This is a genomic window from Metabacillus endolithicus (assembly GCF_023078335.1).
GTDB lineage: Bacteria > Bacillota > Bacilli > Bacillales > Bacillaceae > Metabacillus > Metabacillus endolithicus.
Map to the genome: position 1 here is coordinate 3,778,456 of NZ_CP095550.1, position 15,895 is coordinate 3,794,350.

12 protein-coding genes and 3 pseudogenes are annotated in these 15,895 nt (G+C 35.7%); 14 read left to right on the plus strand and 1 reads right to left on the minus strand.

The window, feature by feature from the left end:
- Window positions 1-168: 168 nt before the first annotated feature.
- The 14 genes and pseudogenes from MVE64_RS19325 to MVE64_RS19385 all read left to right on the plus strand — a co-directional run bounded on the left by MVE64_RS19325 (window position 169) and on the right by MVE64_RS19385 (window position 13,845).
- A complete protein-coding gene (locus tag MVE64_RS19325) occupies window positions 169-1,194 on the plus strand; it encodes a Gfo/Idh/MocA family protein (protein ID WP_247340384.1) in 1,026 nt (341 codons plus the stop codon).
- Window positions 1,194-2,128: pseudogene (locus MVE64_RS19330) on the plus strand (aldo/keto reductase). Before MVE64_RS19325 ends, MVE64_RS19330 begins: the two are co-directional and overlap by 1 nt.
- 50 nt (window positions 2,129-2,178) lie before the next feature.
- Entirely contained in the window at window positions 2,179-3,189 is a 1,011-nt protein-coding gene (locus MVE64_RS19335; protein ID WP_247340385.1) for a sugar ABC transporter substrate-binding protein, read from the plus strand.
- 97 nt (window positions 3,190-3,286) lie between these two features.
- Window positions 3,287-4,768 carry a sugar ABC transporter ATP-binding protein gene (locus MVE64_RS19340; protein ID WP_247340386.1) on the plus strand — a complete coding sequence of 494 codons (1,482 nt, stop codon included), beginning with the start codon at window positions 3,287-3,289 and terminating at the stop codon, window positions 4,766-4,768.
- 19 nt (window positions 4,769-4,787) lie between these two features.
- A complete protein-coding gene (locus MVE64_RS19345; RefSeq protein WP_247340390.1) occupies window positions 4,788-5,795 on the plus strand; it encodes an ABC transporter permease in 1,008 nt (335 codons plus the stop codon).
- A gap of 689 nt (window positions 5,796-6,484) precedes the next feature.
- Entirely contained in the window at window positions 6,485-7,318 is an 834-nt protein-coding gene (locus MVE64_RS19350) for a ThuA domain-containing protein (RefSeq protein ID WP_247340391.1), read from the plus strand.
- 303 nt (window positions 7,319-7,621) lie between these two features.
- Window positions 7,622-7,777, plus strand: a complete 156-nt coding sequence (locus MVE64_RS19355) for a hypothetical protein (RefSeq protein ID WP_247340392.1) — start codon at window positions 7,622-7,624, stop codon at window positions 7,775-7,777.
- A 223-nt stretch (window positions 7,778-8,000) separates the two neighbouring features.
- Window positions 8,001-8,297: pseudogene (locus MVE64_RS27485) on the plus strand (Gfo/Idh/MocA family protein); the annotation flags it as partial.
- 3 nt (window positions 8,298-8,300) lie between these two features.
- The gene (locus tag MVE64_RS27490; RefSeq protein ID WP_281730509.1) at window positions 8,301-8,672 is read left to right on the plus strand and encodes a Gfo/Idh/MocA family protein; all 372 of its coding nucleotides are present in this window, start codon (window positions 8,301-8,303) and stop codon (window positions 8,670-8,672) included.
- A 17-nt stretch (window positions 8,673-8,689) separates the two neighbouring features.
- Complete coding sequence (locus MVE64_RS19365) at window positions 8,690-8,839, plus strand: aspartyl-phosphate phosphatase Spo0E family protein (protein ID WP_247340396.1); 150 nt, start codon at window positions 8,690-8,692, stop codon at window positions 8,837-8,839.
- 1 nt (window position 8,840) lies between these two features.
- Entirely contained in the window at window positions 8,841-10,343 is a 1,503-nt protein-coding gene (locus MVE64_RS19370) for a GMC oxidoreductase (RefSeq protein ID WP_247340397.1), read from the plus strand.
- Window positions 10,344-10,685: 342 nt separating this feature from the next.
- The gene (locus MVE64_RS19375; protein WP_247340399.1) at window positions 10,686-11,591 is read left to right on the plus strand and encodes a sugar phosphate isomerase/epimerase family protein; all 906 of its coding nucleotides are present in this window, start codon (window positions 10,686-10,688) and stop codon (window positions 11,589-11,591) included.
- Between the two features lie 49 nt (window positions 11,592-11,640).
- Window positions 11,641-12,771, plus strand: a complete 1,131-nt coding sequence (locus tag MVE64_RS19380) for a Gfo/Idh/MocA family protein (protein ID WP_247340401.1) — start codon at window positions 11,641-11,643, stop codon at window positions 12,769-12,771.
- A gap of 117 nt (window positions 12,772-12,888) precedes the next feature.
- A complete protein-coding gene (locus tag MVE64_RS19385) occupies window positions 12,889-13,845 on the plus strand; it encodes an ROK family glucokinase (RefSeq protein WP_247340407.1) in 957 nt (318 codons plus the stop codon).
- Between the two features lie 233 nt (window positions 13,846-14,078).
- Here the strand turns inward: MVE64_RS19385 and MVE64_RS19390 are convergent.
- Window positions 14,079-15,212, minus strand: a pseudogene (locus MVE64_RS19390) (IS110 family RNA-guided transposase).
- Window positions 15,213-15,895: the final 683 nt, after the last annotated feature.

Consider the following 15,895-nt stretch of genomic DNA (forward strand, 5'->3'; position numbering starts at 1 on the left):
GTTATTAATCCAGTATTAGGTAAGGTTAATATTATTTTTTAATATAATCCGTATCATTTTTTGACAATTCCGAAAAAAATATTGACTTATATTTCAGTGCTAGGTTTATAATGACGATGTAAATGAGACAAAGATTTAAACATTCGATACACAAGGGGGAAAGGATGAATGAAGCGAGTTCGATGGGGTATTTTAGGAAGCGCTAGCATAGCGAAAAGAGCAGTAATACCAGGGATAAAGGAGTCGGAATCAGGGGAAGTTGTGGCAATCGCAAGTCGTGATCTAATAAGAGCAAGGCAAACTGCTGATGAGTTAGGAATTCCTGTAGCTTATGATAGCTATGAAGAGCTGCTTGCAGATGATTCAATTGATGTTGTATATATTCCACTACCAAATCATTTACACAAAGAATGGACAATAAAGGCAGCGGCTGCAGGGAAACACATTTTGTGTGAAAAACCTTTAGCACTTAATGCTAAAGATGCTAAGGAAATGGTTGATGCATGCAATAAAGCTGGTGTACTGCTAGCTGAAGCGGTTATGTACCGTTACCACCCAAGATATGATGTGATTCGTGACATCATTTCTTCAGGTGAAATAGGAGAGATTCGTGGTATACATGGTACTTTTACTTTTTTTAACCCAATGGCTAGCTTGTCAAATTTCCGATACAAAAAAGAATCAGGTGGATCACTATATGACGTAGGCGTGTATCCTATTCATGCTGCTAGAATGATACTTGGAGAAGAGCCTAAAGCAGTTACTGTCCACTCATTTTTCTCAGACGAACATGATGGCGTAGATATGATGGACACTGGACTTCTAGAATTTAATAATGGTGTAGCATTGAGTTTTGATTGTGGAATGATGGCGGCGGGGAGAAATACGCTAGAAATACTTGGCACTAAGGGACGTATCGAAGTACCTTCAGCATTTCTTACGAACATTGACAAATCTGATAATATTTTTGTTATTACCATGAAAGGCAGAGATGCAATTAGAAAAGAGGTAGAAGTTCCACGAGTTAATCAATATGCATTACAAGCAGATGTTGTAAGCAAAAGTATTCTTAATAACACACCACTTCCTTACCCAGCAGAGGACGCGGTGTTAAACATGAAAGTTGTCGAAGCTTGTTTGCAGTCCGCAAAAGAACGTCGTCGTATTGAAATATTAGAAGGGAGTAATGACTAATGAAAACAATAAAAATAAACGGGGTAGATAAGCCAGTTACTACACTAGTTCAAGGTTCTGATTATTTTAAACCTGACATTTATGATCAAGTACGTACCGTACTCGATCGTTACGTTGCAAAAGGTGGAAACACGATTGATACTGCTTTTGGCTATGCGAGGGGGAAAGTGAAGTTGCAATTGGCATGTGGCTAGAAGAACGGAATAACCGAGATAGCGTGGTTATTCTAACAAAAGGAGCACATCCTTTCGGGAAGAATGGACCACGTGTAAATCCTGAGTGTATTACAAGTGACTTAATGACAAGCTTATCTAGGCTCAAGACGGATTATATCGATTTATATGCTTTACACCGTGATGATCCAAATGTCCCTGTTGGCACAATTATTGATGTTTTAAATGAACATATCAATGCCGGGCGTATTAAAGCAATTGGTGTCTCTAATTGGACGACAGAAAGAATAGAAGAAGCAAATGAATATGCTGCTAAAAATGGAAAAGTTGGTTTTACATTTAATAGTCCAAATCTTAGTCTAGCAAAAGCAAACGAGCCTTACTTTCCAGGTTCAATTTCTGCTGATGAAGATTATTGCAAGTGGCATGAAAAGACTCAACTCCCACTTCTGTCTTGGTCTTCACAGGCGAGGGGATTTTTCACTGGAAGATTTACGCCCGAGGATCGTAGTAATGAAGATTTAGTCCGTGTCTTTTACAGTGATCAAAACTGGGAAAGATATCACCGAGCAGAACAATTAGCCAAAGAAAAAGGATACTCTCTAATACAAATCGCACTTGCTTATGTACTCAATCAACCATTCCCAACATGTGCTGTAATTGGACCTAGAAATGAAGAGGAGTTAGAATCTTGTTTTGGCGGTTCTGAAATTGAATTAACAAAAGAAGAGGTTATCTGGTTAGAGCACGGTAAGAAGTAATTTGTTCAGTTTGAAGGATATAAAATCGTGATAAAATGGGGGATCTGAGAATGAGAAAAAATATTTTTCTATTCGTTCTTACTTTTGTAAGCGTTTTACTCATGGCAGCTTGTGGCAATAGTAATGAGCAGACAAGTGTTCAAACGGAAGATAATGAATCTAACTCAGATAATGAGTACTATATTGGTTGGTCAGTACTAAGTACAGAAAGTGATTTTTTGTCACAGATGACCGAAAAATTACAAAACTCATTTAAAGAACGAGGGATTAAGTTTGATGTGGCTTCGGCAGATTTTAATCCAACCAAGCAAATTGAACAAATTGAAAATTTTATCTCATTAGGTGTAGATGAAATTATTGTAATGGCTGTTGATCCTTCCAGCCTAACAGATGTACTTCAAAAAGCACATGACCAAGGAGTTAAAGTTGTTGCATTTTCTCAAAAGACTTCAGTATATGATAAATTTTTTGGTGCAAATGAAATAGAAACAGGTAAGGCGCAAGCTGAGATGGCAGCCGATTGGGTGGAAAGTACGTTTCCTGATGCTGAACCTGGAAGTGTAGAAGTAGCTATTTTTGAATATAGAGATAAGCCAATAGCAGCTGAGAGAAGCGATGGCTTAGCAAAGATTACCGAATTTAGTGACAAAGTAAAAGTAGTGGAAACAGTTGGTGTGGATTCAACAACGGAAGGAGGGCAAGCTGCTGCTGAAAACTTATTTCTAACAAAGCCTAATGTGAAAGCTATTCTGTCCTATAACTCTGACACAGCAATGGGTGTTAATGCATATGTGAGTTCCATAAATTCTCGAGTGGAAGATAAATCACAATTTGCTACATTTGGTGTAGATTTTAACCCATCTGTAGCAGATGCTATAGCGAAATCTGCAAATAATGAAAGTGTAATGCGTGGAACAATCGTGCTTGGTGGCTCTTTAGATGAAACAGTTAAAGTTATGGTGGATGGTGGACTAGAGGTTCTTGAAGGAAACGTAGAAGTTGTCGATGACTATGCAGAATTAACTAAAGTAACCCTAGATAATTTAGACCAGGTTCAATGATGATGTTGAAAATGATAAATAGAGAGTTTCCGAATAGAGTAGATATTTTAATATCTACTCTTATTCGTAAATATTAAAAAATTTAGGAGTGCAGATTATGGATAACTCGGTTTTATCTTTAAACAATATTATAAAGACTTACCCGGGTGTGAAGGCACTTGATGATGTTTCTATTGATTTTCATAAGGGTGAGGTACACGCGGTTATGGGAGAAAATGGTGCTGGTAAATCAACACTCATAAAAGTCATTGCTGGTGCAATAGAACCTGATTCAGGAGAAATTATCATAGACCAAAGCGTTCATCACAAGCTAACTCCTAAACAAGCAATTGCTAGCGGAATTTCTGTTATTTATCAAGAATTCAATTTATTTGAGTCATTAACTGCAGCCGAGAATATTTTCATTGGGGAAAAGAGTTCGAATAATGCGCTAGTTAATTTTAAGATAATGAATGAAAAAGCTCGAGAAATTTTCAAGAAATTTAATGTAGATATAAATCCGAAGGTACAAGTGCAAAATCTTTCTCCAGCTTATAAACAAATAATCGAGATTTCCAAAGCTATTCATAAAAATGCAAAGATCATTATTATGGATGAGCCAACAGCCCCTCTTACTATGTCTGAAGTCGAGAATCTTTTTACAATTATAGATGAATTAAAAAGGAACGGTATTACGATTATTTATATTTCACATAGGCTTGATGAAATCTACCAGGTTGCTGATCGAATTTCTGTTATGCGTGATGGGAAGTATGTTACGACAAGAAATGTTATAGATACGAATCGAGACGAATTAATTAGCTTAATGATTGGTAGAGAGTTAACAAACTCATACCCTCCATCAAGTACAGCCCCTTCTGATATTGCATTAGAAGTGAAAAATATTTCAGGAAGTGGGATTAAAGATACATCTTTTTCTGTTAAAAAAGGTGAGATTTTAGGGTTCGCTGGCTTGGTTGGTGCTGGTAGAACTGAACTTATGAGAATGATATATGGTGCTGATAGACTTGAAACCGGCGAGATAATTGTAAATGGTAAAGAAGTAAAGGTTAAATCTCCTGCACATGCTTTAAAACTTGGAATAGGATTAATTCCTGAAGACCGTAAGCATCATGGTGCATTTCTAGGTAATTCTATTACTTGGAATATATGTATCTCAAATATAAAAAGAATATGTAAACACGGTGTTGTTAGACGAAGACAAGAAAATGAACTTGGTGAATCCTACCGTAATAAATTGAGAATAAAGGCGCCAGACTTACATCAGAAAGTGGGTAATTTAAGTGGTGGAAATCAACAAAAGGTCGTACTAGCTAAAGTGTTAGCAGCAAATACTGACATCCTTATCTTTGATGAACCAACACGTGGAATTGATGTAGGTGCTAGAGAAGAAATTTATCATCTAATGCGTGAATTATCAAATCAAGGCAAGGCATTGATAATGGTTTCATCTGATATGGAAGAATTATTAGGAATGAGTGACCGTATTCTCGTTATGTCAGATGGTAAGCTGGTTGGTGAAATCGATAAGGTAGACTTTAATCAGCAGCAAATTTTAGAAATGGCATCTACACAATAACATATGGGAGGTACTACAGATGGAGCAACAAATAAAAACTACTGCAGTCAGGTCTATTAGTTCCATATCACTTGGTGAATTTTTTCGCAAATATGTACTATTAGTCGTTTTGATATTATGTATTACAATCTTTTCTGTAATAAACCCTCAATTCTTAACACTCTATAATATTGAAAACATTATCTGGCAAAATGCATATCTTGTAGTTGCAACGCTAGGAATGGCTTTGCTAATTATAGGGGGAGGAGTAGACCTTGCGGCTGGTTATAATTTAAGTTTTGGTACTGTCCTGACTGCAGCTTGCCTAGTATGGTGGGATACTCCGGTTTGGGTTGCCGTCATAGCAGGCATTGCTGTGTGTATCCTTCTTAGTGTAATAAATGGTATTTTATCTATAAAACTAAATATTAATGCATTTATGATTACGTTGGGGACAATGACAATTTTTTCAGGTATATCGAATATATTTACACAACAGCAAGCAATTTACAATCTTCCTGAAGAGTTTAAGTACATTGGACAGGGATCATTATTAGGCATACCGATTCCTCTTATTATAATGGTAGTTCTAATTGCTGTAGCTAGTTTCATCCTCAACACTACCTATTTAGGTAGGTATATCTATGCTGTTGGTGGCAATAATGAGGCTTCTCGACTTGCTGGTATAAAAGTGAATCAAACAAAAATTCTTATTTATATTATTGCGGGTTTCTTTTTTGGAGTTAGTGCTATTTTACTTGTTTCTAGAACAGGTTCTGCTAATGCGACCATGGCGGCAGGAACTGAGTTTACAATGATAACAGCTGCAGTTCTCGGTGGTGTAGCAATTCAAGGTGGTATAGGGAAAATTTGGAGTGTTGTAGTTGGGGTATTTATTCTTGGGATTCTCGCTAACGGAATGCAGATTATCGGATTAGGTGTTTATCCTCAGTATATTGCAAAAGGTGCTATATTAATCGCTGCTATGGGCTTTGATTTGTATCAAAAGAACAGAGCAGCCAAAGTTGCTAAATCGACCACGGGGTAATTTGCAAGCTATAATTCTATAAATGAATAAAGAAGAAAAAATTTTTGAGATAGGTCTACAACTACCCAAAAGTTAGACTTGTCTTTTTTTTGTATTTATAGGTTTATATACTTCCATCACAATATGGATCACCTCTTTTTCCTTTACGTCAATTATAAAAATTGATATGAATTTAATTAAAATTATGGAAGTTTAATAATATAGATACCGTTATAATCAAGTTAATTAAAGCGCTTACAAAGATTAAGGCGCAAAAACAGTTCAAATTCATAACTTTTTGAAATTCTAGGTATGTATAACTTCTAGTTTTGTATTGCTTAAAATATTTGAGTTAACATCTAGTCTGCTAATGATCATCCTGTTTTAGTAGTTGAATAATTTTATTCCAAAACAATATGATAAACAAGTCTTTCTTATGATTGCGTTTTAATTTCCTCAGCAATATTATTATTTACCACAGTTCTAACTGATGTTTGTTCCCTCTTGTCAAACGTACATAAGAAGACTACAGTTTTCCCATACTGATAACTAAAATACAGCAAACAGGCTAACTATTCTGTAATGCACCTGATAGATCTTTTGAAGAAGGTTATGTATTTACTGTACTGGTAAAACCGCATTTGTTATACCTGAGAATGCACAGGAATGGATTGATAACCTATCTAAATAAAAATGGGAGAGGACTCAATATGACGGTAAAGACTTTGATTATTACCGGACTGGTAGTTAAAGAACATGACTATTCACGAACGAATTTATTACTTAAACAAATGCTTGAATCAACAGGAATGTTTAGTGTGAAAATTAATGAAGAATTTAGAGGATGTACAGAAGAAACTCTACAAGACTATGATCTTATCATTTTCAACTATGATGGCAAGGAATGGATACTTGACGAACATTTCACTTATTGGGGAGAGACAGCAGAAAATGCAATTTATCATTTTGTGAAATCTGGTAAAGGTGCCGTATTTTATCACTCTTCAGTTGCTGTTGGAGCAGAAACACCTTTAGAATATAAAAGGATGTTAGGTTGCTATGTTGAAAGAAATGGTAGAAGAAACCCACAACCCGATTTCCTTATTACGAATACAGATAATAATCACCCTATAACAAAGGGACTTAAAAAGAATTGGTATGCAGTAAATGATGACCTTTTAGTTGGGATTGATTATGCTCCGGAACATAAGGTTGAGATTCTGGCTACTGCTTTTGATTCTGTTGATGAGTATAAAAATACTGGCTTTCCTCCGAAACATTTCAAGGTGAAAATTCCAGAAGGTGACTTAAATAAAATGCATGGCGTCAATACACATCAACCTGTTGCATGGACCAACCTATACGGTGAAGGGCGTACCTTTTCGATTTCCGTTGGTCATGATATCGATACTATGCGAAGGGAGACCTTTCTCGCCATGTTTGTAAGAGGCGCTGAATGGGCTGCAACTGGGAAAGTGACAATACCCAAACCAGATCGTACTGGTGAAAACAGGCTCAAGCCTTGGCCGTTTTATTCTAAGTGATTTTTGGTATAGCAAAATATGGTTTTTTCTGTACGTATATTAGTTTGTTTGACATCGTGAGTGGTGAATGATTAGTAAATGGATGTGAGAATAAAAATAGATTAAAAATCACACGTTGATTTTTAATCTATTTTTTATGTTCAAAAATATTCGCACCAACCCGAATAAAGAATCAAAGAAATTTGGTTAAGAGGTAGAAAGAAGTAAATATGAAAATAGATTAAAATTTTACTAGAAGATTTGTTTCTCTAGAGTAAATAGATAAAATGAAGTGAATGTAACAGAGCAGGAAGGGGTTTTTAAATGATGCATCTTGGAGTCATCGCAAAACCAACTAAAGAAAGTTTCCAAAATGCAAAACAAAAGGGATTAGACTTTTTAGAGTTATGTATAAATGAAGGTCAAGATGTGGAAGAGTTTTATCAAAATAGAAAAAACATAATGAAATGGATTAAATGAGTATGGAATTAAGATTGGATCGATAGGTAGATGGAAATCGATTCGTATAGATAACTCATTCCCCCGTGTGGACTGGCGAATTGAGGGAAAAAGGGATTAATTTTACGATTGACTATATGGAGAAATTAATACTTTAAAAGACAAAGGGAGGACACGAGGTGAACAAAAGAAAACTTAGATACGGATTGATTGGTGCTGGTAGTAATGCAGTAAAAAACACCTAAGTAACTACTCAAGTTTGTCTAATATAGAATTGGTTTCTATCTGTGATGTAAATATCGAAAATGCAGAGAGAGCTGCAGATAAATACAAGATTTCTAAAGTTTACAAAAGTTATCAGGAAATGATTAACGAAGAGAATTTAGATATTGTCAGTGTGTGTACACCAAATTTGCTACATGCAGACATTTCTTTATATGCATTACTAAATGGAGTAAATGTTCATTGTGAAAAACCTCTTGCTATTAACGCAAATGAAGCCCAAAGAATTGTCGAGGCAAAAAATAAATCCGGGAAAAAGTTAATGGTAGGATTAAATAATCGGTTTACAAACGAAGCTGTTTATTTAAAGAAACTTATTGATGAGGGTTACTTAGGACACATTTATAAGGCGAAAGCAGGTTGGATTAGAAGAAGTGGTATCCTAGGAAGGGGGACTTGGTTTACAAATAAAGATGTCGCTGGCGGAGGGGTAATGATCGACTTAGGTGTTCATTATCTTGATTTAGCACTATTTCTTATGGGAATGCCTGACCCAACTTATGTTACTGGCGCTACTCATCAAAGTTTTGCTCATACGACAACTCGAAATCGAAACGGATATATGAGGAATCCAGATGGCATCTTCAATTTAGAAGATAGTGCAAATGGGTTTATTGGTCAACAAAAAATATAGAATCTAAAAGACAAGAAATGATCGAAGCAGTGAATAAGTATGGTCTCAATGACACTAGAACAATATCTATTAGTAAACAATTAGATCAATTATTAAATAGGCAAACTAATTACAAATATGGCTTAAAGAATGAAAAGATATTACAGCTATTCCAAGGAGTGAATTAGAATGAATATAAATATGTCGTCATGTCCTATCGGTCATCCTACTGAAACAATGAACCATTGGATTCCAACTGTCAGTTTAGAAGAAATGTCAAATGAAGAATATGATGTGTTAATTGTTGGTTCTGGGGCAGGAGGAGGTGCTGCCCTTTGGAGGATATGTGAGAAATTGGCGGATGAAGGAAAAAGGATTGGAATGATAGAAGCAGGAGACCTCTTAATTCCTACTCATGCGCGAAATTTACCTACTATACCGTCAGAACGATTTCCACAACTTTTATATAATAAAAATCATACCTCTTATACTTCTAAATATTCTTCCAATTACTCGGAAGCAATAGAAGTTAATGCATTAGGCGGAAGAACGTTGTTTTGGACTCAAATATCCCCGAGGATGGACTCGAGTGAAATGAAGACTTGGCCTGTGTCTATAGAGGAAATGAATGATTATTATAACGTTGCTGAGAAAGCCATGAATGTTTCGCAGTCATTTTTTAAGGGGTCAGCACTTACAGAAATAATGATTAAACGACTGCACGAATCAGGTTATTCCGATGCCACCTATATCCCAATGGCAGCTGACGTTCAAGGAACAATAAATGGGGAAATTCACTCCAATGTATTTTTTAGTTCTATTTCATTTCTTGCAAGATCTATGAGGCAATCCTTTGATCTTGCAGTGAGAGCCAAAGCTGTTGAGGTGTATACTGAGAATGGGAGGGTGCAAGGGTTACGAGTAATGAATCCAGAAATGGAAACGTATACTTTAAAAGCTAAAAATATTGTCCTGTCGGCAAGTACGTTTGAAACCCCACGAATATTATTGAACTCAGGAATTAAAGGAGATGCAATTGGTCATTATCTGGCAAATCATTCCGGAGTTCGGCTTACAACCTCAATGCCTCGAAAGCAATTCCCAGAATCATTAGGAACTTTGGGAATTGTCATTCCAAAAGGAGAGCATTGCCCATATTTGCTTGCGATGATTGATCCAATGTCGTGGTCCTCACGTGAACAGCAAAGGTCCTTACAGGAAGATGTGAACATTAATATCGGTGGCTTTGGCAAGGTGGAGTCGCGTTTTGAAAATCGAGTATACTTGGACCCTTCCCGTCGAGACAAATATGGGGTTCCGATGCTAAATATTGATTTTTCTTATAGTGATAATGATCAGGTGGTTATTCATCAAATGATTGAGTCTTGCCGAGAAATTCTTCATAAGGTTACAGGGAATGATGATCCATCCATATGTGTCATGCCAATAGGAAGTGATTATCATGAGACTGGAACTTGCCGTATGGGTGATGATCCCTCGACTTCAGCCACAAATCGTTATGGCCAAGTCCATGGAATAACAGGACTTTATATAGCTGATAATAGCGTCTTACCTACTGTCGGAAGGGCAAATCCTACATTAACTACTGTCGCTTTAGCGATTCGGACTGCGGATCATATTATTGAAACTCTAAATGGTACTGAAACTAGAAATAGTATTGTTGCAAAATAAAAGTTTGATTTTAGATGAGCGAAGAATTCGCTCATCTTTTTTTAGTACTAAGTAGAAAGGTCTTTGATAAAGTCAAAGATCATTTCTATCGAGATATGCAGAAAGCTTATAGAGTTCTAATTGATACTAATTTATCGGAAAGATTAAAAAAAAGAGTACTAATTTTAACATTTCAAAAAACTTAATCATTGAATAAAAAAAATAAGATGAAAATCTATTATAACAATGACAATTAATGAAAGGGAACGCTTACGAATACAGGGTAAGATAAGAATGTAAGCGAAACCAAAGGTGAAAATAAAAAACGATGTTTTCTATGTAGTAGATGAAGGAGAGTGAATCATGAAACTGGGCTTTAACAGTGCCATTTTAGATGGTTGTACTTTTGAGGAAGTGATTGATTTTGCATCTGAAAATGGTTTTTCCTGTGTAGAATTATGCGCATGGCCGAGAGGGAAAGCGGTTAGAAAATATGCCGGAGTGACTCATATAGATGTTGATCACCTAGATGTTAATTACATTAAAAACTATACAGAGGCAAAAGGAGTGAAAATTTCCGCTATTGCTTATTATCCGAATGCTTTAGATGAGGATAAAGAAAAAAGTGAATACTATGTTGCTCATATTAAGAAGTGTATTGAGGCAGCAAAAAAGCTTGATATTAATCTTGTTAATACATTCATTGGGCGAAATCAAAAGAAAACAGTCGAAGAAAACCTAACTATGATGGAAACCGTTTGGAAACCGATTGTTGATTTCGCTGAAGAGCTTGGTGTAAAAATTGCAATCGAAAATTGTCCGATGCTATTCACAAACGATGAGTGGCCAGGCGGACAAAATCTCATGACGACACCGGCCATATTCAGGAGAGCTTTTGAACTCATCCCAAATAACAATTTTGGCCTAAACTTTGATCCATCTCATTTTGTTTGGCAACAAATGGATTATATCAAGCCGATATACGAATTCAAAGAAAGAATTTTTCATATTCATTTCAAAGATATAAAAGTGTACAAAGATCGATTGGATGATGTAGGCATTATGGCTACACCACTTGAATATATTTCACCGAAACTACCTGGACTTGGTGATGTGAATTGGGGAAAATATGTTTCTGCTTTAACTGATATTGGATATTTTGGTTATGCGGTAATTGAGGTAGAGGATAAGGCATTTGAAGACTCGCTTAAATCGAGAAAAGATTCTATTAATCTAAGTAAAAATTATTTAAGTCAGTATTTTGCATAGGCAATAATGATTAAACTATAAATAGTTCAAAAAGGAGAGGTATTTTATTATGGGTAAATTAAGAATCGGGATTATTGGCTGTGGTGGTATTGCTAATCAAAAACATTTTCCAGCATTATCACAATTTAAAGATACATGTGAAATGGTTGCATTTTGTGATGTTGTGCTAGAGCGTGCACAAAAAGCAGCACAGGAGTTTGGTTCAAAGGATGCAAAAGTATATGAAGACTATAACGAGTTATTAAAAGACGAGTCGATTGATATTGTGCATGTACTAACACCTAACGTGATGCACAAACCAATTACAGTAGCAGCATTTGAGGCGGGGAAACATGTTATGTGTGAAAAGCCAATGGCTCATAATACAGAAGCTGCCGAAAAAATGATGGACGCTTGGAAAAAATCAGGTAAGAAATTCACGATTGCGTATCAAAACCGTTTCAGAGAGGAAGTACAAGCTCTACATCAATCATGTGAAAAAGAAGAGCTAGGGGATATTTATTTCGCAAAGGCACATGCGGTACGTCGCCGTGCTGTCCCAACTTGGGGAGTATTTCCTGATAAATCTCAACAAGGTGGAGGTCCATTAATCGATATTGGTACTCATGCACTCGACATCACGTTATGGATGATGAACAATTACAAACCTGTATCCGTATCAGGATCTGTCTTTCATAAGCTAGGTCATTTACCAGAGGCAACAGAAGGGAACTTATTCGGAACATGGGATCCAGAAACGTTTGAAGTTGAGGATTCAGCATTTGGATATATCAAAATGGAAAACGGGGCAACGATTTTCCTAGAATCTTCCTGGGCTCTTAATGTATTAAATGCAAAAGAAGCTGCGACAACTCTTTGTGGTACAAAAGGCGGAGCGGAAATTATTTCAGGAATGGGCTTTAAGGACAAGGAATTGGTTTATAACAACACCCATAATGGCATGTTAGTTGAACAAAGAAAATCCCCAGTTGGAAACATTGCTTATTTTGAAGGTGGAGCAAATTCACCAGAAGCGTTAGAAGCTAAACAATGGTTAGAAGCTGTTCGAGAAGATAAAGAGCCACTAGTAAAACCAGAGGAAGCGTTTATCGTAACAAAAATATTAGATGCGATCTATCAATCAGCTGAAACTGGTAAAGAGATTGTTTTTGAAAAAGAAGCAGAAACTGTAAAAGCTTAATTTAGAACAATATAAATACTAACTATTCAATAAAGAATATACAGGTAAATCTTCACCTGTATATTCTTTTATTTACAATAACTAATTCTAAACATATTTAAGTAAGGCGGGAGAAAAATGAAAAACTTAATTGGTATAGATTTAGGTGGTACCACTGTAAAATTTGCCATATTAACAGAGGAGGGCCAAATACTACAAAAATGGAGCATAGAAACGAATATTAAAGATAATGGTAAGAATATTATTCCAAGTATAGTTGATTCAATTAATCACCGAATAAAAAGAAATGGGTTTTCAGCTACTGATTTTATAGGCATTGGGATGGGATCTCCTGGTTCAGTGGATCGTTTAAAGGGGACTGTTATTGGAGCTTATAATTTGAACTGGGATACAGTCCAACTTGTTAAAGAACAGATTGAAGCAGGTACAAATATTCCATTCTTTATTGATAATGATGCTAATGTAGCAGCTTTGGGCGAACAGTGGAAGGGTGCTGGAGAAGGAGAAGGTAATGTTGCATTTGTAACACTTGGGACAGGTGTTGGTGGTGGTATTATTGCCGAAAGATCGTTAATACATGGATCGGCTGGTTCTGCTGGAGAAATTGGTCATATAATTGTCGATCCAGACGGATATAAATGTACGTGTGGTAACAGTGGTTGCCTTGAGACTGTAGCAAGTGCGACAGGTATTGTACAATTAGCAAGAGACATGTCTGAAAAATTTTTAGATGAATCACATTTGAAGTTTTTAATCCATGATGGACAGGAGGTAACGGCAAAGACCGTATTTGATCAAGCAAAGCTTGGTGATGTATTTGCTCTCACGGTTGTTGATAAATTTTACTATTATTTAGGATTAGCATGTAGCAATATAGCAAATATATTAAATCCTGAGGCGATCATTATAGGTGGCGGAGTTTCTGCTGCAGGAGATATGTTATTGGATGGGGTAAAGACATATTTTGAAAAGCTTACCTTCCCTCAAGTGAGGAATAGTACAAAGGTTAAACTAGCGAAATTAGGAAATGACGCAGGGGTTATAGGTGCGGCATCTTTAGTTAATATTAAATGAATGGCATGAAATAGAAAATATCACAAATAATTACAATTTTAAAATATGAAGGAATTAAACTGTAAAAGGAGTTTGGAGAATTTCCAGCTCTTTTTCTGTGAAAATAAATATGGTTTAAAGTTGATCTAGTCTGTTAATGATATTACTAATTAGATTTTGACAATAGTAAATTAGAGCTACCGTATTTTACGGTTTCTCGTATAACTTTCTTATTTCTTGTCTATAATGCTAATTTATTGTAACTCGTGGTAGGGTTCTTTATTCTGAAGCATATGATAGACTATTGTGAGCATTCGATGACCAATGGCAACGAGTGCTTTTATCTTTCCTCTTCTTGCAGCTAACGACCAGTATTTAACTGATAACCTTTTGTTTCGACTCCTTGATATAGCCCAAGCAGCTTCGCATAATGCAGATTTTATATGTGGATTTCCTTTTACTGTTCTAGTACTTTTTCGTTTCCCAGCACTTTCGTGATTTCCGGGAGACAAGCCACCCCAAGAAGCAAGATGTTTTGAAGTAGGGAACTGTGTCATATCTGCTCCTATTTCTGCGAGAATAATTGCAGCTGTATCTTTTTTAATTCCTGGCATTGTGATAAGAAGTTCAACTTCATCCTGATATTTTAGTAAGATATAATCAATTCTCTTTTCAATATCAGATATCAATTCTTCGAGATAGACAATGTGCATCCAAGAATGTTTGATAAGAAAAAGTGATGGTCATTTAATGTACCAAATAATGAATCTGTAATTATTTTCTTTTTATGTGCCATCTTTCCATGGATTTTTTGTTCAACTTCTTCTTGGTTTATAAAACCTTCGGTCATTAGTTGTTCTAAAAGTTTTCTTCCTGAAACTCCAAACACATCTGAAATAACAGTCGCTAACTTAATGTTAGATGTTTCCAATACTTTCTGAATCCGGTTCTTTTCTGAGGTCATATGTTCAATCCGTTTCTTTCTAAGGCGAGTTAAGTCTCGAAGATTTCGAAATGTCTACAGGAAGGACAAAACTTTTCTCTATTAAGCCATGTCTTAATAATTTTGCAATCCACTCTGCATCAGAAACAACAGTTTTTCTTCCAGGAACGTTTTTAATGCGCTGTGCATTTGCCAATGTAATATCAAAATAATCCTCTAAAATATTATAAACAGGCTTCCAGTATACTCCGGTGCTTTCCATTGCAATGTGGGTTACTTCTTTTTCCTCAAGCCACTTAAGAAGACGGAACAGGTCTTTCGTCAAAGTAGGAAATGTTTCAGTCTCTTTTACCATGTCTGTCTCTGATTCCCCGAGAAGCACGCAAGCTACAATAGATTCGGAATGAACATCCAAACCAGCACACCGTTGGTGCAATGTTTCCACTAACAATCACCTTTTTTAATGTATTCCACAAACAGTGGAATGAATTTGAAATTAAACATTTTTCTGTTCGTAGTCATCTCTCGTCAGAGAGAGCTAACAATGGGTTGTACACCAAATTCATTCCAACAGTTTTTTATACAGGGTAAAACCACCAATAAAGAGCACGTTATATACTCACTGTTTGTGTATCTACATTATGGAGGGAAGATCCCATTTTCATTCCTGGGTTGAGAGCGAAAGATCAAGGATGTTTTTATCGACAAATTAAGAAAAGGGTTAAAATTAACCTGAAAAAATTAACCTTTTCATTTAATTTCAGAAAATTAATATGAAAATGTTAATTAAATTTACATTTTTAGTGAAAAAAAGGTGAAAAAAATGAATTGTTTTACAGAAAACCAAATGATATATTATATTAAAGGTTATTAAAACGCTTACAATGATATCTTCAACTGTTAATTACATTCTAATTAGGTTTTAAAGATCCTTGTAAGGAAGGGGATAATTGTTGAAAAACTCAACAAAAAGGAGGAGTTTATAAAGAAATAGATTACCAATGAATTTAACTTTCAAGTAAAACCAGTCGTACGAAAAAGGGGGCCTGAATCATGGAGGAGCTTTGGTTAAAGAAAGAAAAAGCGGACATAACCATAAAGACAACTAGAAGAAAAAAGAGGGTGAAT